Source organism: Cytobacillus sp. FSL W8-0315 (assembly GCF_038002905.1).
Classification (GTDB): domain Bacteria; phylum Bacillota; class Bacilli; order Bacillales; family Cytobacillaceae; genus Cytobacillus; species Cytobacillus pseudoceanisediminis.
Genome location: NZ_JBBOOC010000001.1, coordinates 3,770,094 through 3,792,240 on the forward strand (window position 1 = coordinate 3,770,094; position 22,147 = coordinate 3,792,240).

Consider the following 22,147-nt stretch of genomic DNA (forward strand, 5'->3'; position numbering starts at 1 on the left):
ATTTTATTGGGATTCTATATACTATTACATTCTGTAATGGGCAAATGACGTTATTTCATCCATTACAGAATGCAGTATTCGCAATCTCATTTTCCTGTTGTAACGGTTTGCTTTAATTTATCCGGCTTTCTCTTTTTCACCTGATCTGTAACTTCATCGTCCCATGAAATGGTGATATCCCCGTCTGTAACGAATGTCTGGCAGCCTAAACGATAGCCTTTCCCCAGCCACTCTTCTCCCAGCTTCCTTCTTTCCTGGATTTTTACGTTGTCCAGGTATTCTGCTCCTTCTTCAGTTTTAAAAACACAAGTACCGCAAATTCCTCCGCCGCAGCGATTTGGCAGATCTCCATCATAGCGGAGCGACATTCTTAATATATTAGAATCCTCAGGCACTTCCAGAGTTTTGTTGCTATTGACAAAATGGATGTTTGGCATGATTGAATTCCTCCCTGTGGTTTCGTTTCTTAGTTCTTGGTATACAATATACCATATAAATAATATTCAGACAATACTAAACTTTTAAATATTTTATTTTAAGTTATTACTCTAATCCCGTAACTGCAGCACTGCTTTGCCCTTGACCCTTATGCATTTTCCATAGTCGACATTCTTTGAACATATCCCCATTGGTTTCTTCTCCCTCTAAAGAAATGGCCAGTTCGGACTGATTTCTTCCTCTTCTGTCCCGAAGGTGGCCCAAGTTCGGACTCACGCCCTCCGGTTTCTTTCTCTTCTGTCCGAAGGTCGCCCAAGTTCGGACTCACGCCCTCCGGTTTCTTCCTCTACTGTCCGAAGGTCGCCCAAGTTCGGACTCACGCCCTCCGGTTTCTTCCTCTACTGTCCGAAGGTCGCCCAAGTTCGAACATTATTCCTATGGTTCCTTGCTCTCCTGTCCGAAGGATGCTTCATTATTTTCTTTTACTTTCATTCATAAACGTTTTGCTGTTGAAATTTTAGCAGGTCCCTCTTTTTAACACTGTTTATATACGCCATGTAGGCTTTCTTCGAATTTTCAATATGAATCCTCATCAAGTATTCAGCTATTTCGGCATCTTTATCGCGCAGTGCCTTCATTATATCGATATGTTCTTTTAATGAGTCCTTCCTTCTTCCTGGTGTTTCATATCCCATATTGGCCGCCATATGAATAAAATCGATCAAGCCTGATAGGATTTCATATAGTTTTGGACTTTTAGATGCCTTATTAATCAGCCTATTCATTTGAATATGTTCGGAATTGAAGTTTTCTTCATCCTGTTCACTTAGCTCCATTAGTTCCTTAATTTTGAGATCCAGTTCTTTTTGTGTACTTGTATCCATTCTTTGTGCTGCCAATTTTACAGCCAGCACTTCCAGTGAAGAGAGAATCGTAAACACCTCCAATACTTCATCCTCTGAGATATTGGAGATGACAACCCCTTTTCTGGGAACTGTTTTCACGAAACCTTGAGATTCCAGCCTGAACAGAGCCTCCCGAATCGGTGTGCGGCTAATGTTTAGCTTGGCTGCAAGTTCTCTTTCTACCAGTCTGTCTCCTGCCTGGTATTCTCCTTCTAAAATGAGTTTTTTCAGGTACAAATACGCATGTTCGCGTATAGATATTAAGTTGTTTTCCTCCCATGTTCTATCCATTTTTCCACCTCCTATTTTTATAACTTAAGATAAAAAGATTCCTCCATAAAATAAAGCTCCAAATATAACAAGCGAAGGATGAACCTTGAATTTAATTAATGTTAAATAGCTAACGGCTGCAAGAAGCACAAGATGCAGCATTCCGCTGTTTTCAAAGGCTGTCAAAAAGAACTGGTAGGCCATGACAGCCAGGAGGACAGCAATGATCGGCTGCACGGATTTGGTCATTAGCTTTACTTTAGTGGAATCTTTGAATAGATTAACAAACTTAAACAGGACGATGACTGCCAGCGCTGATGGTAGGATGGTAGCTGCCAAAGCCACTGCCGCCCCTAAAACCCCGCCTAATTCATAGCCGATGAATCCGGCCATTTTTGTTGCAATGGGACCCGGCAGCGCATTGGCAATGGCGAGAACATCCCCAAATTCAGTGAGTGTCATCCAGCCATTGTTGTTCACTACTTCTATTTGAATGAGCGGGATCGTTGCGGGTCCCCCTCCGTAACCCAATAGATTTGCTACAAAAAATGCCCAAAAGATCTCCCAATATATCATGAACTTTTCTCCCTTACTGGCATGTACTCTTCAGTTGCCTTTTTATTCGCCTGCTCCTTCCGATGGGCAATATAAAATGCTGTGCTTAAGACTATCGCAATTAAAATACCGGGATGCCATTCCAAAAACTGAACAAATACCAGTGATACGGCAGCCAGCATAAGATTTTTTGGCAGCCCTAAGCCCTGGCTGCCTTTCTGGTAAAAACGATAGGCCATCTCTGCCAGCATAAAGCCAATGACTGGTGTCACTCCCTGTACCATTCCGCTGACAATCGGGGACTGGCGAAAAGAGTATAAAACGCCAAGCAAGGCTAGCATGGCAATAATAGAAGGAAGGATATGAGTAAGGATAGCTACTGCGGCACCCATGCTGCCTTTGACTTTGTAGCCGATATAGGCAGCCATTTTCGTTGCAATCGGTCCTGGCAGCGTATTGGCTAATGCCAGAATCTCCCCGAATTCCTCCTCCGTCATCCATTTATATTTCTTAACTGCTTCAAATTCAATCAGCGGTATTGTCGAAGGACCTCCTCCATACCCTGTCACGCCGGTGCGTGCAAATCCAATTGCCAATTCAAGATAAGGCTTCATGCGATCCTCCCCTTATTTAGGTGTTATTGACTGAAGAAGGACCTCATTCCGCTACCTATTAATAACGAATGAGGTCCCTTTCTATTATTTTTTAATATCTGCTTCGGTTACAACTTCATAGCCGTCTTTTTCCACGTGGGATTGAAGGGCTTCTAATGCAGCGGTACCAACAGCCGTATCCTGCTCTCCATTTCCTCCGCTGATGCCGATTCCGCCAACGACTTCCCCATTAACAACAATTGGGAACCCTCCGACAAACACAGCAAATTTGCCATTAAGCATATGCTGGATCCCAAATGCCTCATTTCCTGGAAGGGCAGGTCCGTTCGGTTCCTTATTGAATAGATGGGTGGAGCGTTTATGGCCGGCTGCTGTGTAAGCCTTGGCAATTGCAATTTCTGGCCCGGTGATTCTTGCTCCATTCATGCGCTCCAGGGCAATCACACTTCCTCCGTCATCGACAATTGCAATAGTTTCAAAGACATTGATTTCCGCTGATTTTACCTTTGCTGCTTCAATCATCAATTTTGCTTCTTCCAATTCAAGTTTTAGAGCTGTTTTCATCATCATTCTCCTTCTGATTTAATAGCCAATATAAACGGTTTTCACTTGAGTGAAAAATTCCAGGCCCACTCTTCCCGATTCCCGGAACGTAGCGGTGCTGGATTGCTTTAATCCGCCAAAAGGTGCATTGATTAAGTTGCCGGTTGTTGTCCGATTCACTTTTACCGTGCCTGCCTGAATGTCTTTAGTAAACCGGCTGGCTGTTTTTAAGTTATTTGTCACAATGGAAGCAGACAATCCATAGTCAACGTCATTGGCAATCGCAACGGCTTCTTCATATGTATCTGCCTCGATCACGGCAATGACAGGTCCAAAGATTTCTTCCTTGGCAATGCGGTGATTTGGCTTAACATTAGTAAAAATGGCCGGCTGCACAAAATATCCTTTTTCATATTCACCTGATGTGAGGTGCTCACCGCCATAAGCGAGTTCCGCACCGTCTTCTTTGCCAACCTCAATATACTTCAGGACATTTTTCAGCTGTCTTTCATTTGCAAGCGGGCCGATCTTAACTCCTTCTTCAAACCCGCTGCCAATTTTAAGGGCGCTTGTTTTTTCAATCAATTTCTCCAAAAATGCTTCTTTTACTTCCTTCATCACGATCACTCTGCTTGTTCCTGTACAGGCTTGCCCGGTTAAAGAAAACCCGCCATTCACTGTTAATGCAGCGGCAAGATCAAGGTCAGCATCTTCCATAACTAGAAGCGGGTTCTTTCCTCCAAGTTCCATTTGAGTGCGGGTGGTGAAAGAGCATTTGCTATGGATGTCCTCTCCTGCAGCTGTTGAGCCAGTGAAAGTGACAGCCTTGACTGCAGGATGAGTGACCAGTAAATCACCAACATCAGATGCCTTCCCAGTAACAAAGTTCAAAACGCCATTTGGTATACCGGCCTCGTGCAGCGCTTCAACAAGCCGCACGGCAATCAGAGGGGTATCTGAAGAAGGTTTGAACACCACTGTGTTTCCAGTAATTAATGCCGGAGCAATTTTTCTCGCAGCAATGGAGATTGGAAAGTTCCATGGCGTGATCACACTTACCACTCCAAGCGGCTCTCTTTCCGTCGAAACTCTCATATTTGGATCATCATTCGGGAAGGTTTCACCTGTGAAGCTTTGTCCCTCGACCGCATAATAGCGAAGTGTCTGTGCGGAGCGCAGCACTTCATTTTTCGCATCATTGACATGCTTTCCTTCTTCCCTTGTCAGTTCTTCTGCATATTGGGCAGCATTTTCTTCGAGATGTGCTGCGGCCTTGTTTAAAATGGCAGCACGCTTTGATGGAGCTGTCTTTGCCCAGCCAGGGAAAGCTTCACTGGCAGCTTCAATTGCCTCTTTCACATCGGTTTCATTGGATGCCTGAAAAACGCCGACAACATCTTCTGTATTTGCAGGGTTCACACTATAAAACTTCTTTTGGCTCGCGGATTCCTGCCACTCACCATTAATATAGTTATTGAATGTTTCTACCTTTGTTGTAATCAAACCTATCACCTTACTCTCTGTTAATTTCTCTCTTTCCTGCGACAACTTCTCCTATTATAGAAAGAGCCGCCACATAGACCTCGAAGGACAAGATTTAGTGTGACGGCCTGGATATTACATATTATTTTGCTTCTACTAAAGAACCAAGATCCTGTTCAAGATATTCCCTCCATAAGCCATCCATGTACATACGGCGCATTTTCGCACCTGTGCGGACTACTTCAAGGCAGCGCTGCTGTAATTCAGGAGTATCTGCATGGTCCAAAACGATTTTGTAGCCGCGTTCTCCATGGATTTCATCGGATACGATATGAAGATCGAAGAATTCGATTTCTTCATCCGTGAATCCGTATTGTGCACGGAGAGCAGGAGTCTGCTTTCGATAAATGTCCGGAACCTGGGATTCCAGGCCGACAACTAGAGCAGCTGTTGCTACAACGAAGTTTTCACGGGCAGCTACTGCGTAGCACCAGCTTTGCAGGCCTAATGTTGTTGGTGCCATGTTTTCTGGATTGATTACTCGTTCGCGGGTTGTTCCACATGCTTCCGCAAAGCGAATCAGCAAGTCTGTATGGCGGTCAGCCGCAATTTCTTCTTCATACATGTTTTGAAGTGTGAAATCTTTTGCTGCTTCAAATTTTGGATCGGTTGGAGTGTTGTGATAGATGTATGCTAAGTAGTCAGCAAAAGGTCCAACATAGTGGTAATGGTTTTCTGCCCATCTGGCAAAATGCTTTCTTTCCAATTTTCCTTCAGCCCAAGCTACAGTGAATGGAGCTTTCTGGCTATGGTTTCCTTTAATGGCTTCCTCTAGTTCTTTGCGAAATTCATCTTTCGATAATAATTCTGGCATGTGTAAACTCCTCCTCGAAATTTTATGTAGCCTATTGGCACTTGATATTTTGTATACCAAAACTAATTAAAAAATAATAGGTTGCTAATTTACAACCTTATATTACCTTGTTTTTTTGGTCTTTGGTATACCTTAATGAAATCATAACCTATTCTTTTTGAATTGTAAACATAATTTTTAGAATTTTTTAAAGATTAATTTTTATCGTATGATAGATTGTAAGTAACTAATACAGCAGCTCTTCTTTAAGATCAAGCAGCTCGGAAAGTTCTGCAGACAGATTATCCAGGGCTTCTTCAACGATTTGCTCTCCGATTTCCCTGCTCCCTTGCCGGCCATCACCTATACAGCCGTTTCCAGTCATTTCTTCATAGAAGTAAAATCCCTGGACAGCTTTCCCAGGCCGGAGCCTTTCCCATCTTCCGCCCTCCTTGATATCTCCTTTTTCCAAGAGGTCCTCTCTTACCAGTTCAGGAGCGAGATACAGGGCTTCAGACACTTCCCGTTCGCAGCTGTGGCCAAATAAAGGGGATTTTACATATTTCCCGATAGATCCCTTTGCAGATGACGTGGTCTTTGCATAGTAGACTTCTACTTCCAATTCCTTTGTGATAGTCATCGCGGCCAAATTCAGTGTGGATTGGTTTCCGCCATGTGAATTCAAAAATAAAAACTTCTTGATGCCATGCTGTTTCAGTGAGGAAACCATGTCTGTAAGAATGGCAATCAAAGTTGAAGGCTGAAGTGTTATTGTTCCGGGAAAATGGATGTGATGCTCGGAAACCCCCATGTTAACAGTCGGCGTCACAATAGCATATGGGAACATTCTCTGCCCCAGTTTATTAGCCATTCTCTCCGCAAGCACCGCATCACAGCTTTCGGCCATATGTGGACCATGCTGCTCATGTGCTCCAACAGGAATTATGGCAAACTCTACTGTGTCTAGTGATTTCTCGACTTCCTTCCAAGTCATTTTAGTAAGATCATAACAATTCATTTTCTTGATACCCCGCTTATTTTAGGTATTTTGTATACCAATAATAAATAAAAATAAAAAACTATTTTGTAATAGCTGCAGTAGTCTTCTTGGGGGGCTTTACAGAGATGTTTTCCTGGGATATTTCAATGTCGTTTTGGATCGTCATTTGACAGGTTAACCGATACCCTTCTTTCACTTTGTCGCCAAGCATTTTTTCTTCCTTCCAATTTGGCGGAGCGAGATCATCTCCCCCATTTAATACTATGCACGTACATTTTGTGCATCTTCCCATGCCGCAACCATATTTTAATTCGGGAAACTGGCGGATCCCTGCAAGGACAACCAAATTGGCATTATCCTTTACCTGCTTTTCCACAATCTCTCCATCCACATGAAGCGTAACCTTCGGCATAATATTACCCCTTTCAGTTAATTCTAAAGATTTTGATACTTTTTTCAAAGTATACAATCTTTCGGGAAGATTAGCAAACTCGTTTTTTATTTTTTTGTGTTTGGCGGATATAGGTAGGTGTCTCTTACTGGATTAACTACGATTTTCCTTTGAGTGCGATTAATTTCGTCGTGATTCGGCTACATTAACTACCATTTTCATTGAGTTTAATTATTTCGTCGTGATTCGCTCACATTAACTACCGTTTTTCCTTGTGTGCGATTAATTTAGTGTTATTCAGCGAGATTAACTACCATTTTCTTTGAGTTTAATTATTTTCGTCGTGATTCGGCCGCATTAACTACCGTTTTTCCTTGTGTGCGATTAATTTGGTCGTTATTCTGTGAGATTAACTACCATTTTCTTTGAGTTTAATTATTTTCGTCGTGATTCGGCCGCATTAACTACCGTTTTTCCTTGTGTGCGATTAATTTGGTCGTTATTCTGTGCGATTAACTACCATTTTCTTTGAGTTTAATTATTTTCGTCGTGATTCGGCCGCATTAACTAACATTTTTCCTTGTGTGTGATTAATTTGGTCGTTAATCTCCCAGATTGGCTCTCGCCCTTTTCCTCTTTAATAAACAATAGATAAAATTTTCGCCGAATTATTAAAAAATTTAGAATATAATATTGAATATTTCAAAATCTTAGTATAAAATAAGCTCAAGACAAATGGTATACAATATTCCAAATAGAAGGAGGTATGCTCTCGAGCTACATATGAGCAATTCTGCATTTGCAACTAAGTTCAAATAAAACTAAAGGAGTGTTTTAATTGGGTAAATATATTGTATTAACAAATAAAGATACTTTCCAGACCATTCTTGAAAATGAGGGTCTAAAGCCGGTTGAGACATATCATTTTTATTTTTTCGATAAGCTGAAGGCTAAGTACACAATAGCGGAAGTTTTGGATGAGAATATGAAAATCCAGCTTTATGAAGAGTATGAAGGAAAAGAGTATGTAAATCATATAGGTGTTAAATTTTTTGAGCGGTTTGAAACGCTGGAAGCAGCCAGAGAAGAACTGGATGAAATAGTAAAGGCATCCGGCAATAGTGAAGACTCCATACATTCCAAACTGGTAAAATCTGATGAAGTAGCAGTATAAATGTTATTACTAAACCCGGAGGAAGCCGCTCTTCTTCCGGGTTTCCTGTTCATAAAAAAAAGCGGAAGCGGCTTGTCAGGGGGTAGGCTTCTTGCACTTGACATTTTTCTGTGTTCATAATTCTAACTTTCTTATACTATTGAAAAAACCGCCAAAGATAAGGCGGCTTTACTAGAATTTTAAAGTTCTTCTCAAACGGGCTAATTTTCTTTCTGTTTTCTCAATTGCATATTTGGATCCAAATAGAAAATGGAACATCGGGGCGTCCTCCTTTTTTTCTCTAACCTGTTATCATTATTATATTATGAATTTTTGAGATTCACAACAAAATTGTATACCAAATACCAAAATGACAATAGAAATGTGGCTGATTTTTGAATAAATAAAGAAAAAGTGAAGATTTGGTATACAATTTAATTTCTACCATTTATTTTATTTAAGATCGCGAGGGTGTTGATATGCTGAGTGTTTTATTTTTGAGCGTGATTGGTTTATATTTGCTGTCCACTTTACTTCCGCATTGGAATATCGATCCCCTCCTCTCTATCTTGTGTTTTATTATAGTGGCTTTAACATTCAGACTTGCAAAGAAATTTGTACAGATTCTCGGCGGCGTATTCCTGGCTTTTGGTGCTGTGCTGCTTTGGACAAGCGGCTCAGACTGGCAGCAATATATTCTTGCCTTTGGACCAATGCTTGATCTGCTTACCATGTTTACGTTAATACCGATACTGGGGATTCCGGTTAAACTTGGGCGATACGGGGAAGGCATCCAGGCCATTATCCAAAATCGGGTAAAAACATCTGGTCATTTATATATGATGACTTCGGGGATCTCTTACTTTTTTAGCATTTTCATGAATCTTGCCACTCTTCCCATGACGTACTATTCAATCCGGCCGGCACTCGGGAGCTTTCCGGTGCGTAACAAGGAACGATTCATGAGCAGAGCGATTTCCAGGGGGTTTGCAATGCCATTAATCTGGGCGCCTGTTACGCCTATTGTGGGAATTGTGATTACAATGACAGGAGTCAGCTGGGTATCCATCCTCCCCTATGTCATTCCGCTGAGCATATTGGGTTTAGCAATGGATTGGTTTATTGGTTCCCGTCAGTCCCAGCCTATGAAACTCCCCCAGCCCGGCGAAGTAACTGTGCATGAAACGGCTGCAGCCCTGGAAGCAGGTTATGCCGGCCGGCCTGGCAGAGTTTTTCAAATCCTGATAGCCATCGCAATTTTTAATGTTCTTGTATCCCTAGCTGAGACGCAGCTATCTTTGCCTTTCTTAATTCTTGTTTCTTTAATCGTTATTCCATTCGCATTCAGCTGGTCTCTTTTATTAAAAAAAGGGAAAAAATTTGGCGAACAGCTTGCTGAGCATTTTAATACCTTCGCCTTGAGCATGAAGGATCAATTTTTCATTTTTTTATCAACAGGCTTTTTTATCTCATCCATGAACTTGTCGAATGCAAATGAAGTCCTTTTTGATTGGATTGCAGCTTTTATAAATGTGGCCGGGGTCGAATTTTTCCTGATCATCTTGCCTTTGATCCCTTTAGGGCTGGCATTTCTGGGCCTTCATCCAGCGGTCTCACTTGCATTGATGATTGAAGGCGTCAACCCGGCAGACATCGGAATATCACCGCACATTCTGACAGTTGCGATGCTCTCCGGGGCTGTTTCCGCCTTCTTAGTGGGTCCATATAATGCCACTCTTGGCCTCATGTCAAACATTATCAAAGTCGATTCCTATAAAGTCTCCAACTGGAATATGCCCTTCGCGGCAGTTTATGTTGCTTGTGTGATGTTCTATTTGTTTTTACTGGAAAGATTACTCTAATAGAAAAAGCTGCTGATCAACTAGTTTAATCAGCAGCTTTTTTAGTGGATTCCTTTATTTCTTTCACGATCTCCTGTGCAAAATGCCCCAGGGTGCCTTGACTGTAAGAGCGGATGACTTCAGGTGCCAGGGAGGCAAGAGCTCTTTTAATATAAGCTGGCGGATAGTCTTTGCTGATAAATTCGTTCTCGATTTCGACGGCTGTCTTTATGGCAAAGAATGTTGCCAGTTTGTTAACTTCTACTAATCTTCCTTCACTATCCTTTACGATTTCCCCCAATGGCTTGATAAGGTCTATTATCGGACCTGGCAGTTGGTCCTCTGAAATAAACAGTCCATTTCCATTCTCCATTAAATCTCTCGAATGCCCCATATACTTCAATCCATATACCTTGAAGGAAGGGAATCTTTCTGAAATGCCTTTCGTTGGAAGTGCAGTCGCCATGTTGATGAAAGCAACTGAAGACTCCACAGGAAACATGCTTTCCATGAAAGAAATCACTTTTCCGGCCGGCAAAGCGAGCAGAATTATATCCATTTGTTTCAGTTCGTCATCGTTTAAAGGGCGTCCGTTAGGGAACTTTTCAGCAAATTGTTCTGCCTTTAATCTGTCGGGATGATAAATGCCGATTGGAAGGTTTGCTTTATGCCAGTGAGTCATCATGGCAGTCCCCAATTTTCCAATCCCTGCTAAACCTATTTTCATCAAATGCCTCCTATTCTGAAAAAAAGACTATCCTCTAAGTTAGTTTATTCTAACTTTGCAGGATAGCCTTTTATTTTTCAAGATTACTGTTTTACCAGATTAAAATAGCTATTAATGTGGCGATAAAAAGGCTGGCGACAACAGGGATAAAGTTTTTCCTGGCCAGTTCCAGCGGTGAAAGCTGAAGGAATCCTGCTACTGCCACAAGGGAAGACCAGGCAACAATTGTTCCTCCGCCCCAGATGGCACCCATCTGCCCGATCGCTGCCAATGTTGAAGGATCGATATGACTTCCATTTGCCAAAGCACCCGATAAGGCACCTGTTAACGGCAGCCCCGAAAAGCCTGAACCATCCAAACCAGTGATCAGACCGACGATTAAAAGACCAAAACCGGCAATAAAGGCATTTTCCGGAATATAAGCCTGTCCTGCCTGTATCATATCAAACAAGAACGCAGGCTTGGCAGCGCTTTCATCCAGGGATAGTATCGTGCCGGTGAAGTCCGAGCTTCCCATAAAGAAGAAACCTGCTATTGGAATAACGGGGGCCATCGCTCTGAAGGCGAAAACAAATCCTTCAGTTAAATGCTCGCTAATTTTATCCAAGGCATGGATGCGATTAAATGCCACGGTGGCGAGCACCAATAAAAGTGTCGCTACCCCTCCGATAAAGGCAGCTCCATCTGTTCCTTCAAATCCGGATCCACCCGTCAGCTTTGTTGAGAACATATAGAGCATAACAGCCAGCATGGATAAGGGCACTACTACGGCAAAGACCTTTCCCCATGTATTTTTTCTCTGGATAGTTTCAGCACTTTCTTCAGCTGTGGCCGCAAGCTCATTGGCTACACCAAAAAATGCTGAATCCTCAGGGTTTAGCGAGGAGTCATGGTGTCCATTTTTAACAATAGATTTTCTATGTGCCAAATAAATATAGCCTAATGCGCATACTCCTGTAATGATGGAAAGAACCAATGTCTTATCAGCAACCAGTGCCTTATCAATTCCAGCTGCTTTGGCGCTTAGCATCGGTGCTACCTGCATGATATAATCAGATGAGAGCGCCATTCCCTGGCCCGCAATGACAATGACCATGGCAGCCGTCATCACAGGCAATCCAGCCCTGACCGCTGCCGGGACAAGCAATGCACAGATAAGCGGGACAGCAGGAGTCGGCCAGAAAAAGAGTGAAATTACATAGGTAGTAACCATTAATACTAAATAGGAAACATGCCCATTGATCATTACCTTCTCAATCGGGCCGATAAGCTTTTTATCAGCTCCCAGGTCTTTCAAAGAATTAAGAAGCGCGATCATAAGGGAAATGATTAAGAATATACTGAACAACTCTTTTGCTGCGAGGAGATTAGCGTTAAATACCGCCTGGAAGCCGGCGATCAGACTTCCTTTATAGATGACTGCCACAAAGAAAGTTCCGATGATAACCGGCAAGACAACGCCTCTTCTAAAAAGCATTGTTGCGATTACAGACACAGTAACAATTGCATAGACCCAATGAGCAAATGTTAACTCCATATATTCCCCTCCGTTTTTCGTATTAAAAATATCTCTCTATAAATAAATTGCAAAAGACAGATTGCAGGAGGCATGATCTGTTTATCTACAGCTGAATATGTAATACCTCAACACTTGGCTTATTCAGGAGGTTTTGAAACATTTTCCAAAAAGCATACTGCATTTGGTGGATTGTATACCAAACTAAGCAAAAAACAAAAAAGCGACAATCTTCGATGTGTTTGTGATATGTGAGTTCGCCAGCCGAATCATCCAATACTATTGACTTATGCTCCTTCAGAAATACAGTTCTAAAGATCAGCCTTACTTCCTCTGGTTGACCACCTCCCATTTTCACTATTTTAAACTTGTATACTATAATAACACTAAAAATAAATATTGTGCAAATAATTTTGAAAATTTAGATGTTTTAATATTTTCTATAAAATATATTGCTCTCTTTATGGATTTAAGTTAAAATCTAGAATAAAATTGCACAAAGTATATCGTATACCGATTTATAAATTCCTAATTTTTAGGGGTGATTCCCAAGAAGGAGTGATAAATATGCTTAAAGCTGGAATTATCGGTTATGGAACGCTGGGGAGAACCATTTCGGAATTAATTGAAGCCGGTCATGCTGGCGACGTGGAATTAAAGTCTGTACTGGTTAGAAGAAAAAAGGGAGCAGAGCATGCTGATAAAAAAACATTTGCTCTAACATCAGATGAAGCAGAATTTTTTAATGGGGATTTAGATATTATCATAGAAGCAGCGGGTCATCAGGCTTTACATATGTTCGGGGAGAAAGTGCTGGCAAATGGAAGCCATCTTGTGGTGCTTTCCGTAGGAGCATTGGGAGACTCCGGTTTTTATGAACAACTGCAGACCGCGGCCAAGCAGCATAACCGGCAGATTTTTATCCCGTCTGCTGCTATCGCCGGTCTGGATCGGATTGCAGCAGGTTCATTGGGGGAAATTGAAAATATTACCTTAATTACAAGAAAGCATCCCCGCAGCTGGAAAGGTACGATTGCGGAAGAAAAAGTGGATTTACATACGCTGACTGAACCATTTTGTATTTATGAAGGGAATGCACGGGAGTCATCCAAGCTGTTTCCGCAGAGCGTGAATGTGTCAGCGGCCCTTAGCCTTGCAGGAATCGGCTTCGAAGATACTAAAGTAAAAGTCTATGCTGATCCAACGATCCAATCGAACAAACATACCATCAAGGCAAAGGGTTATTTTGGCGAAGTGGAGATATCCGTATCGAATGTTCCTTATGAGGAAAATCCAAAATCCAGTCCGATTGTCGCCATGAGTGTGGCAAAGGTTTTAAAAAATTTAACTTCGCCATTTGTGATTGGAGTGTAAAAAAATTAAGAAAGAGCTTCTGCTCTTTCTTAATTTTTCTTTTCACTCTGCTGCACCGCTTCAATATATGCTTTTTTGGAGTTTTCAATATGTATTTTGGTCAGATATTCAGCCATTTCCATTTCTCTATTGACGATGGCTTCCATAATTTTCAAATGCTCCTCCATTGATTTCTTTGCCCTGCCCGGGTTTTTATGCCCGATTTTGGCAAATGCGCGAATGTAATCGGATAATCCGCTCAGCATCTCATAAAGCTTCACATTCTTGGCAGAGCTGTATAGGAGATGATTGAGTTCCCTATGTAATTCAGAAGCATCCTCTTCAGGATTGTTCAAGTATTCCTCGACCTTTTTTATGCTGGCAGTGAACTTGCTTTCCATATCATTATCCAGCTTTTGAACAGCCAATTTTGCAGCCAGTACTTCAAGTGATGATAAAATGGTAAACACTTCGATAATTTCCTTTTCGGAAATATCGGCAACAATTACGCCTTTTCTTGGGACTGTCTTAACAAACCCCTGGGATTCCAGGCGGAACAGCGCTTCCCGAATTGGTGTCCTGCTGATACTTAATCTCTCAGCAAGTTCTCGTTCCACCAGACGGTCTCCCGCTTTAAATTCTCCGTCCAAAATAAGATCCTTAATATGCAGATAAACCCTCTCGCGTATCGAGATCAGATTATCTTCCGTCCAGTTATTCCCCATCCCTTTCCCTCTTTCTCTTTGGTATCCTTACGCTCATTATATCTTACCTATCGGGGTACAGCAATTTTTTGGCTGATTTACCCAATTTATGTTTACGGAACATTCATTTTTTCAATCACTCCTCTGGAAGTACGGTCATTTACCGCTACACGTGAAATGATTTCCGCAATGATTTCAGCCAGTTTTAAAACCAGGTATAATCTCGTGCTATTTAAGGAATTTACAGGTGATAATGGATCAAGCGTGTTGACAATGGCCTTCAAATGATAATCACCCACACTCGGAAGAGCCCGATTCACTGCATTTCCTGGAATAAACGACCCCTCCCTTATTAAAATATAGCCGATTTGCCGCTCGTCTCCGAGGCAGGCATCTATGCCAAATATAAACGGTTCATCATGGGTTTCTTTGATTTCTTTAAGAACCTTTTTGATATTCAATGCGTGAACAGGCTCCTTCAAAGTCCCATACACTGGATAGGGAATGTTCTTTTCTTTGAGGATCTTCCCTGCCAATGGCCCAAGAGAATCTCCTGTTGAGCGGTCAGAACCAATGCACAAAATAACGATTTCCCTGGATGTGCTGAAAAAAATCTGTTCCAGCTTAGATACCATCTTATCGATTTCTGCTTCTTCCGTCGTTTCTTTAATGGAAATATAACTGGCTGCATCGACGGCATTTTTGTTCTGTTTGCTGGATGAAAATGGCCACATCTTGGTCCCTCCTTTCCGCGGTAATCGTTATTTATATACCAAATCGTCTTTATTTTTTAATTGATAATCATTCTTAGTGTATACAATGAATGCAGTAATTGTAAATTTTTTTACCAATATATTATGTCCTGCCCAGACATTTGGCGATATATCCCCGTTAATATCTTTCTACAATCATACTAGAAGCCCAAGCTTTAGTTCATCTCCTTTTTAGATTCCTTTGAAGAATATTTTATTACCTTATACAAAAAATATTTTTTATGGAGGTGATCAGAATGAAAAAGGATATTAATGATGGAATTGAAAATCGAAACAGCACTTCCCAGGATATTTTGATGGATCGGGTAAATCAGGCTTTTAATAAAGTGGCGCAGGATGTAAGAGGAATGGTTGCAGAGAGTACAGTGAAGAAGAGCAACAGATAAAAAGAAGCTGGCTCCATGACCAGCTTCTTCTTTATTAACTTAAAAGCCTGATGATTCCGCAGGAACAATCCCATTATAATCTGTCCAGTAGCCTGCTAAAGGATAGGCCGGGATACTATTCCAACTCTCAGGATCCACATCATTTACTTCACCTGTAACATAGCCATATATCAAGGATTTTAAAGCTAAATAGTTTTGTTTTGTTAAATATCCATTCGATTTCTGCCCCAGGCTGCCATCGCTTGAATTGCCTTTTGTTTCAAAAAATACTGCTGGATGGCTGTGATTTTCCGGGTTTAAACCACTATAATTCAACCCCATCATCATAGCTGAAACGACTCCGCCTTTAATGTCGATATCATAACCTACCTGTTTTTCACTATCAACAATCTGGTAGCGGTCAATATGGGTATAGCCGTATCCGTTCATTTCATCGTAGACATATGCCAACATTTGTCTTGTCACATCATTGTAGTTTTTGTATGCAGGCAATGTTGGTCCATTCGGCGCAAGGGAAATACCGAGTGAAAATGAAGTAGCTTCATTTGTTCCATAAACCTGTTTTAAGCCTTGATGATGCAAATCGATTGCAAAGTCAGGTTTTAATTCGGCCCAAAAGGAATAAACGACTTTAGACTCTTTGGCTTTAAAGCCGCCTTCTGGAGACCAATCCCGGTTCAAATCCAGTAATTGTCCTGTCTCCGTAATCTTTGTACCACGGGTATTCATTTCTGCTCCATCCGGATTGTACATTGGAATGAAGTATAGTGTGGACTCTTCCAGAACGGTCTGTACCTCTTTGGAATTGTTGCTCGCATAAGTTTTTAACAGCTGAAGCGCTGCCTCTGTAACCAGCTTTTCATTTCCATGGATTTGAGCCTGAATCCAGATTTTCTTCTCCCCGGTTCCAACCTTGGCGACATAAATGCTTCTGCCCTGCTCTGATTTGCCGAAGCGGTCGAGTGTAAAAACTTCCACCTTCCCCTTGCTTGCCTGCTCAATGCCGTTGAGCGTTTTCACGACATCTTCGTAGGAGAGCATGCTGTTAATACTTGTGTTTCCATTTGTAGATGGCCCTCCTGGTACGGTTGCCGCAAAGGAAAGTGTGGAGAACAGCATAACAAGAAATGCTGTCAGCAATGCGATTTTCACTGCCGGTTTCTTCATATGTATTTCACCCTTTCTATTAGCCCCTTTATTCGGGACTCTAAAGAAATGATACGGGATGGGCTTGTCCCTAGACAGAGAAAAAAGAATGAATTTTCAGCTAATTCAGGAGATCATTTTGTTAATTGTGGTAATGTGACTAAGAATAAAGAACTGTTTTGCGCTGTAAATCGATAAAGTGTGACAAAAACCAACATATTCCCCTCTTCTTTTTTTCCTAAAGTTAAAATTGATAAGTCTTTAATAAAAATTAACTATTTCGCCTTCCGAAAAAGGTGTTATAATACTATTTATAAAATTTTACAGAAATGAAGGCGAGTTGTTTGAAAAAGAGATTATGGCTTATTTATGGAATGCTGACTTTGGCTACTGCTACATGGGGCAGCGCTTTTATTGCCGGCAAGTTTGCTGTTCAAAGCTTTGAACCTGCAACAGTTGCTTTTTTGCGGTTTTTGGGAGCTGCCATTTTGCTTTTTCCGCTCATGTGGATCATGGAAAAAGACCGGAAACGACCGAATTTGAAAGATCATGGATTGTTTGCTCTTTTGGGCCTGACCGGAATTGCCTTATATAATATTTGTTTTTTCCTGGCCACAAAGCATGCGCCCGTGATTAAAAGCTCATTATTTATTGCTTCAAACCCGGTGCTGATTGTCCTTTTATCAGGGTTATTTCTAAAAGAAAAGATAACAAAAAATCATATCATTGGAATGGCCGTTGCTTTGACAGGTGTAGTGTTTATTATAACAGATGGCCATTTGCTTAAGCTTTTCCAATATGGCTTTGAACCCATTGACTTCGTATTGCTGGGAGCTGTGGTCAGCTGGGCCATCTATAGTGTTGTGGGGAAAGTGGTTTTGAAAAAATTCAGCTCAGTGGAGTCCACTACTTATGCAGTTGCCTATGGAACTTTATTTCTATTGCCATTCGCTTCTGCTGAAACATCGTGGATGGATATCCAGCAAGCCAGCATGACGACATGGACTGCTATAGCCCATATGAGCATTTTTGTTACCGTGGTTTCATTTGTCATGTATTATAACGGAATTAAAGAGGTCGGTGCGGCCAAAGCCTCAATTTTTATTAATGTGATGCCTGTATCTGCCGTTATCATGGCTACGGTCTTTTTGGGTGAAACATTCACCATGGCTCATGGAATAGGGGCAGCCTTTGTTCTGACAGGTGTTTATATAGGAACAAATGCGAAAATGTTTAAAAAAAGGATGCATAAACAGTCAATGAAAAATGAGACAGCATAAGAATGCAGTCTCATTTTTTTCATTGCGAAAAAAGGTTACTCGTGATCATAATAGCTTTTTTGTTTCTGTATAAAAGAACGGGCGAGCTCAATTGCTTTTTGTGCCTCACCTATTTCTGAATAAAAATGGAAAAGCTTTTTCTCATAATGGTCGATTAAAATGCCATAGCCAATTTTCTTAAAGTACGGCAAAGCTGTTTCCTCAATAAATTGATAGTATTGCTGTTCTTCTTTTTTCAATAGATAGAGATGAAGCTGAAAGTAAATCCAGGTAAATGAATCAGCTGCTTTTGCCCTCTCCATGCCCTCTTCAGCTAATTTTATTAGCGCACTGCCGGCCTGAAGTTTTCCTTTATAACAGGTATGAATGTAACCATCTAAAGCAGTTAAATAGTGAGGAGCATTTTCGGCAGTAAGCTTAAGTGCTTCTTCATAAAGGCCTGCTGATTCCCTGTATTTCTTTCGGCGAAAATATTCGAATGCCAGATTATGATAAAGCTTGGATTTCCGGTCACCTGAATTACACGCATCACATAACTTAATTAACTGTTCATATTTTTCCTTTGTTTCATTAAAATCATGTAGTTCTTTGGCATTTAGCTGAACAATCAGCAGCATTTCTGTGTCTATAATGCGGAGAATATTTAAGGTTCTTTGAAAATATTGAAGAGCCTTTTTCCCGTAATAATAGGCTGTAATATTTGAATGGATGGAATGGTAAGCAATCGCTAGGTGGTAATAGTATTCATCATAGTTGTACTGATCTCTGTCAATGGAAGCTAAACAGCTGATACAGTCACGGTATTGACCTGTAAGAAAGTAATAGATGCCCTGGATATGTTTCAACAGATTCGCATCATGAGGCGAAAAGGCAGCGGAAGCTTTATTAAGATCCGAGATTAATTTTGAGGCTGACTCCAAATCACTCACAGATAAATAGAACCTTGCTGACAGAAGCCCATATAGAGTCTGAAAATCTGGCATATGAATCAGTTTTTCAACCTGCAGCTCCTTTTTTATCTGTTTTGATTCCTGTATTCGCTGCATGATCATGCTCTCATGCCATTCATCCAGCCTCTTTGCAAGCTGATGATATCGAAGTATTTCTTCTTCGGGATTAATGCCGAGCCTCCTGGCCAGGAGGTGTGTAATTTCCCCGGAGTATTCGGTAATCCCCCTTTCAATTTTACTTAAATGGGTTACTGAACAAATCCCTTCTCCCAGCTGACCCTGAGTTAGGCCTTCTCGTTCCCTGTAAAACTTAATTATTTTCCCAATGATCATGCTGCACCTCGATATTAAAGTTTCTATTATTATAGTGAAATCACCAGTGATTTTCTATAGGTTAATAGAAACAGGCAGTAGACCTGTCTCCCGCCATCTGTGGAAATGTATCTTAATAGATAGGAGGAAGCTTAAAAAGATTACCCCACAATGGCAGTGGCAGCCAGTTTGCTGGATATTTTTGATCTCATGTTCTTATGACGACTGTTTTCTTTTCCCCGATTTCGCTTTCGTCTTCATAAACGCTTTATGGCGACCGTTTTCTTTCCCTCGCTTACATTTTCGTCTTCATAAACGCTCTATGGCGACCGTTTTCTTTTTCTCTCTTGTATTTTCGTCGTCATGAGCCATCCATGACGGCCATTTTCTTTTCCTCTCTTGCACTTTCGTCGTCATGAACGCTCCTTGGCGACCGTTTTCTTTCCCTCTCTTGCATTTTCGTCGTCATGAGCCCTCCATGGCGACCGTATTAATTCCTTTAGTCGCCATGAGCTCTTCAGAAAATCTGGCAAGTAATTAATTTACAAAACTAACACAAAAAAGGACACTCCTTCAATCAGAAGTGTCCAATCTGCATATATTATTTCGAAGCGACACTCCCCTGGAACACACGCTTTAAAGCATTTGCCGCCTGCTCAATCGATTTTCTTCCCTGCTCCAGTACACCTGGCATCCAGAAGAAGCCATGGATCATGCCGTCATACCGTTTGGCTTCGACCGGGACGCCTGCTTCTTTTAAGCGTTAAGCATAGGCTTCCCCTTCATCCCGCAGCGGGTCAAACTGTTAATATGGCATTAGAATCTACCATTTTGGATAATATCCAGAATTTAGAGGATGTCGATAGTCATGAGGAAAAGCTGTATAAAATTCTAGAGGTTTATATGAACGTTTTCCCTGTAAAGAATGCCCATTTATTCCGGTATTCACCTTTAGGTTTTATTGGTGAAGGAATCATCGCAATAACGTGCCACGGATTAATTCATATCAGAGATATCAGGGATGATATTCGTTCATTGCCGCTCATTTACTCCGCCCTTTATGAACGAAAAGCAAAATATTGTTCTGGGATCGAGTACCTTAAGCAAATAAACATCAAATACATAACAACTTCCAATGTCAACTCCTTCCTGGCTATCCCCATCTGCTTTGGTGCCGTTCCTATCGGCTATATTTGCACAAACGAATTTGATGAGCACGGAAAAATATCTGATCAGCAGCTTTCTTCTTATACACAATTTGGTCAACACGTAGGAAAAACCCTTGAAAAAACGGAAGGAAATGGAGATGCCCGGCTATTAAGCAGAAGAGAAATGGAGGTCATGAAAAGGATTTCCTGGGTGGGAAAGCATCAAAGAAATGGCTGACTCCATGTTTATCAGTCAAGTCACCATCAACCAGTATATTAAAACAGCTATTAGGAAACTGGGAGCTCAAAACCGGACACAGGCAATTGCGGAGATGTTTCGACGAGGGATGATTTCGTAATTAGCACACCAAAAAGGCCCTTTTCTTAAAGAGAGGGCCTTTTTTTCAGTTTATTTCTCCATCATCAATTTTAAAATCAGCTCATCCGTATGACGGGTTCCTTCATTCCCTAATTTACAAAAACTCTCGATGCTCTTTTCAACGTCATCGTGAATAAATCCATCGGTTGATTTGATTTCCTGATCGTTGAGCGCAAGGAGGGCAGACTGCACAGCTACATTGGAGCAGGTAGATACTTTCATGGCACAGCCGGCTTTTGCTCCGTCACAGATCATTCCGGAAACATTCCCAATTGTGTTTTGTATGGCTGCTTTAATTTGCTGAAGCTCTCCATCCAGCAAATATACGATGGCTCCACTTGCCCCCATTCCTGCAGCTGTTACACCGCATAATGCTGAAAGCCGGCCAAATTTAGATTTAATATGAATGGTTATCAGATGACTGAGTGCCACTGCCCTAATCATTTTTTCCTCAGAAACCTTTAGTCTTTCTGCAGCAGCAACAACTGGAAGTGTGACTGCGATTCCCTGGTTGCCGCTTCCGGTATTTGCCATGACAGGCAGAGTGGAGCCTGCCATTCTCGCATCTGATCCAGCTGCTGCCAAAGACATTGCTGCAGTGGCAATATCATCAGACAAGATGCCCATTTTCACATTTTTCTTTATCGTTTTCCCTACCTTTAAGCCATATTCGCCTGAAAGGCCTTCCATTCCAATGACCCGATTGAGCTCGATACTCTTTTTGACAAGTGATAAAGAACTGATTTCAGCATTAAGCACCCATTCATATATCTCATCAATAGAAAGTGCAATTAATTCATCTTCTTCCGATTGAATTCCTATATTTTCACATCCGCCCTGGTAGATAGCCTTGCCATCAACCTCTATTAAAGTAATATTGCTGTGGTTATCAGAGATTACCACTCTGGCAGTCTGCATATCTGTTTTTAATTCTGCTTCGATAAACAGCCTTTTTGGCGTCTCCGCCTGAAGGGAAATTACTTTTCCTTCTTCAATAAGTTTCAGCGCCAAAAGTTCATCTTCTGGCCCCACTCCCTCTAATACTTCCAGCTTTCTTGCAGGGTCCCCTGCCACAGCGCCGATTGCCGCTGCGAAATCAAGACCATAGGAACTCATGCCGGGTATTCCTACTGACTTAGCATTTTTAATAATATTTCCGCTCGCTTTTAAGCAAAGCTCTTTTATTTCCCCTTTTGCATGGCTCTTTGCAGTGGCTGCTGCAAGTGCAATCGCAACAGGTTCCGTACATCCAAGGGCAACCACTAATTCTTTTTCCAGAATTCTTAAGATCTTGTGCTTCTCCATTTTTCATACCCCTAATTGTTTAAAGTAAAAGAATAAACTTTAACTATTATAATCCAAATAGTTAAAAATTATGAGAGGCAATATTTCCTTCCACGCTAAAACTCTTAGGAATCAGAAAAATAG

At 41.4% G+C, this 22,147-nt stretch carries 24 protein-coding genes; 7 read left to right on the forward strand and 17 right to left on the reverse strand.

Going from position 1 to position 22,147, the window contains the following annotated elements; all coding sequences use genetic code 11:
• Window positions 1-86 precede the first annotated feature (86 nt).
• The 10 genes from MKY20_RS19230 to MKY20_RS19275 all read right to left on the reverse strand — a co-directional run bounded on the left by MKY20_RS19230 (window position 87) and on the right by MKY20_RS19275 (window position 7,072).
• Window positions 87-437 (reverse strand): 2Fe-2S iron-sulfur cluster-binding protein, encoded by a 351-nt coding sequence (locus tag MKY20_RS19230; protein WP_009330441.1) that lies wholly within the window; start codon window positions 435-437, stop codon window positions 87-89.
• Window positions 438-543: 106 nt separating this feature from the next.
• Window positions 544-714 carry a hypothetical protein gene (locus tag MKY20_RS19235; protein ID WP_157380155.1) on the reverse strand — a complete coding sequence of 57 codons (171 nt, stop codon included), beginning with the start codon at window positions 712-714 and terminating at the stop codon, window positions 544-546.
• A gap of 212 nt (window positions 715-926) precedes the next feature.
• On the reverse strand, window positions 927-1,634 hold the full coding sequence (locus MKY20_RS19240) for a GntR family transcriptional regulator (RefSeq protein ID WP_009330442.1): 708 nt from the start codon (window positions 1,632-1,634) through the stop codon (window positions 927-929).
• A 24-nt stretch (window positions 1,635-1,658) separates the two neighbouring features.
• On the reverse strand, window positions 1,659-2,189 hold the full coding sequence (locus MKY20_RS19245) for a chromate transporter (RefSeq protein ID WP_009330443.1): 531 nt from the start codon (window positions 2,187-2,189) through the stop codon (window positions 1,659-1,661).
• A complete protein-coding gene (locus MKY20_RS19250; protein ID WP_009330444.1) occupies window positions 2,186-2,782 on the reverse strand; it encodes a chromate transporter in 597 nt (198 codons plus the stop codon). Before MKY20_RS19250 ends, MKY20_RS19245 begins: the two co-directional genes overlap by 4 nt.
• Window positions 2,783-2,866: 84 nt before the next feature.
• Window positions 2,867-3,346, reverse strand: coding sequence for a GlcG/HbpS family heme-binding protein (locus tag MKY20_RS19255; RefSeq protein WP_009330445.1), 480 nt, complete (start codon window positions 3,344-3,346; stop codon window positions 2,867-2,869).
• A gap of 18 nt (window positions 3,347-3,364) precedes the next feature.
• Complete coding sequence (locus MKY20_RS19260; protein WP_009330446.1) at window positions 3,365-4,837, reverse strand: aldehyde dehydrogenase family protein; 1,473 nt, start codon at window positions 4,835-4,837, stop codon at window positions 3,365-3,367.
• 112 nt (window positions 4,838-4,949) lie between these two features.
• Window positions 4,950-5,681: a TenA family transcriptional regulator gene (locus MKY20_RS19265; protein ID WP_019382771.1), complete on the reverse strand. Its 732-nt coding sequence runs from the start codon at window positions 5,679-5,681 to the stop codon at window positions 4,950-4,952.
• A 226-nt stretch (window positions 5,682-5,907) separates the two neighbouring features.
• Entirely contained in the window at window positions 5,908-6,678 is a 771-nt protein-coding gene (locus MKY20_RS19270) for a creatininase family protein (protein WP_009330448.1), read from the reverse strand.
• Between the two features lie 61 nt (window positions 6,679-6,739).
• Window positions 6,740-7,072, reverse strand: coding sequence for a 2Fe-2S iron-sulfur cluster-binding protein (locus tag MKY20_RS19275; protein ID WP_035330542.1), 333 nt, complete (start codon window positions 7,070-7,072; stop codon window positions 6,740-6,742).
• An 817-nt stretch (window positions 7,073-7,889) separates the two neighbouring features.
• Here MKY20_RS19275 and MKY20_RS19280 point away from each other — a divergent pair.
• Window positions 7,890-8,225 carry a hypothetical protein gene (locus MKY20_RS19280; RefSeq protein WP_071158416.1) on the forward strand — a complete coding sequence of 112 codons (336 nt, stop codon included), beginning with the start codon at window positions 7,890-7,892 and terminating at the stop codon, window positions 8,223-8,225.
• Window positions 8,226-8,683: 458 nt separating this feature from the next.
• Complete coding sequence (locus tag MKY20_RS19285) at window positions 8,684-10,066, forward strand: hypothetical protein (protein WP_341002489.1); 1,383 nt, start codon at window positions 8,684-8,686, stop codon at window positions 10,064-10,066.
• A 25-nt stretch (window positions 10,067-10,091) separates the two neighbouring features.
• Here the strand turns inward: MKY20_RS19285 and MKY20_RS19290 are convergent, their stop codons facing one another.
• On the reverse strand, window positions 10,092-10,772 hold the full coding sequence (locus MKY20_RS19290) for an NAD(P)-binding domain-containing protein (protein WP_217025122.1): 681 nt from the start codon (window positions 10,770-10,772) through the stop codon (window positions 10,092-10,094).
• A 91-nt stretch (window positions 10,773-10,863) separates the two neighbouring features.
• Window positions 10,864-12,309, reverse strand: a complete 1,446-nt coding sequence (locus tag MKY20_RS19295; protein WP_341002492.1) for a hypothetical protein — start codon at window positions 12,307-12,309, stop codon at window positions 10,864-10,866.
• Window positions 12,310-12,855: 546 nt separating this feature from the next.
• Between MKY20_RS19295 and nadX the strand changes: the two genes are divergently transcribed.
• Window positions 12,856-13,662, forward strand: a complete 807-nt coding sequence (gene nadX, locus MKY20_RS19300; protein WP_009330454.1) for an aspartate dehydrogenase — start codon at window positions 12,856-12,858, stop codon at window positions 13,660-13,662.
• A gap of 29 nt (window positions 13,663-13,691) precedes the next feature.
• Here nadX and MKY20_RS19305 read toward each other — a convergent pair whose 3' ends face one another.
• Together MKY20_RS19305 and yyaC are read right to left on the reverse strand one after the other, a co-directional pair.
• Entirely contained in the window at window positions 13,692-14,366 is a 675-nt protein-coding gene (locus MKY20_RS19305) for a GntR family transcriptional regulator (RefSeq protein WP_009330455.1), read from the reverse strand.
• Window positions 14,367-14,458: 92 nt separating this feature from the next.
• On the reverse strand, window positions 14,459-15,079 hold the full coding sequence (yyaC, locus tag MKY20_RS19310) for a spore protease YyaC (protein ID WP_009330456.1): 621 nt from the start codon (window positions 15,077-15,079) through the stop codon (window positions 14,459-14,461).
• Between the two features lie 275 nt (window positions 15,080-15,354).
• On the opposite strand from yyaC, the gene MKY20_RS19315 reads away from it, so the two are divergent.
• Window positions 15,355-15,504, forward strand: coding sequence for a hypothetical protein (locus MKY20_RS19315; RefSeq protein WP_157380156.1), 150 nt, complete (start codon window positions 15,355-15,357; stop codon window positions 15,502-15,504).
• A 39-nt stretch (window positions 15,505-15,543) separates the two neighbouring features.
• On the opposite strand, the gene MKY20_RS19320 is transcribed toward MKY20_RS19315, so the two are convergent.
• Window positions 15,544-16,671, reverse strand: coding sequence for a M14 family zinc carboxypeptidase (locus MKY20_RS19320; RefSeq protein ID WP_071158422.1), 1,128 nt, complete (start codon window positions 16,669-16,671; stop codon window positions 15,544-15,546).
• A gap of 353 nt (window positions 16,672-17,024) precedes the next feature.
• Between MKY20_RS19320 and MKY20_RS19325 the strand changes: the two genes are divergently transcribed.
• Window positions 17,025-17,930, forward strand: coding sequence for a DMT family transporter (locus tag MKY20_RS19325; protein WP_071158442.1), 906 nt, complete (start codon window positions 17,025-17,027; stop codon window positions 17,928-17,930).
• A 35-nt stretch (window positions 17,931-17,965) separates the two neighbouring features.
• Here MKY20_RS19325 and MKY20_RS19330 read toward each other — a convergent pair whose 3' ends face one another.
• Entirely contained in the window at window positions 17,966-19,213 is a 1,248-nt protein-coding gene (locus tag MKY20_RS19330) for a helix-turn-helix domain-containing protein (RefSeq protein WP_071158424.1), read from the reverse strand.
• A gap of 789 nt (window positions 19,214-20,002) precedes the next feature.
• On the opposite strand from MKY20_RS19330, the gene MKY20_RS19335 reads away from it, so the two are divergent.
• Both MKY20_RS19335 and MKY20_RS19340 read left to right on the forward strand, forming a co-directional pair.
• A complete protein-coding gene (locus MKY20_RS19335) occupies window positions 20,003-20,578 on the forward strand; it encodes a helix-turn-helix transcriptional regulator (RefSeq protein WP_251175185.1) in 576 nt (191 codons plus the stop codon).
• A 4-nt stretch (window positions 20,579-20,582) separates the two neighbouring features.
• Window positions 20,583-20,699, forward strand: a complete 117-nt coding sequence (locus MKY20_RS19340) for a LuxR C-terminal-related transcriptional regulator (RefSeq protein WP_232292460.1) — start codon at window positions 20,583-20,585, stop codon at window positions 20,697-20,699.
• 50 nt (window positions 20,700-20,749) lie between these two features.
• Here the strand turns inward: MKY20_RS19340 and MKY20_RS19345 are convergent, their stop codons facing one another.
• The gene (locus MKY20_RS19345; RefSeq protein WP_009330461.1) at window positions 20,750-22,024 is read right to left on the reverse strand and encodes an L-cysteine desulfidase family protein; all 1,275 of its coding nucleotides are present in this window, start codon (window positions 22,022-22,024) and stop codon (window positions 20,750-20,752) included.
• Between the last annotated feature and the right edge of the window lie 123 nt (window positions 22,025-22,147).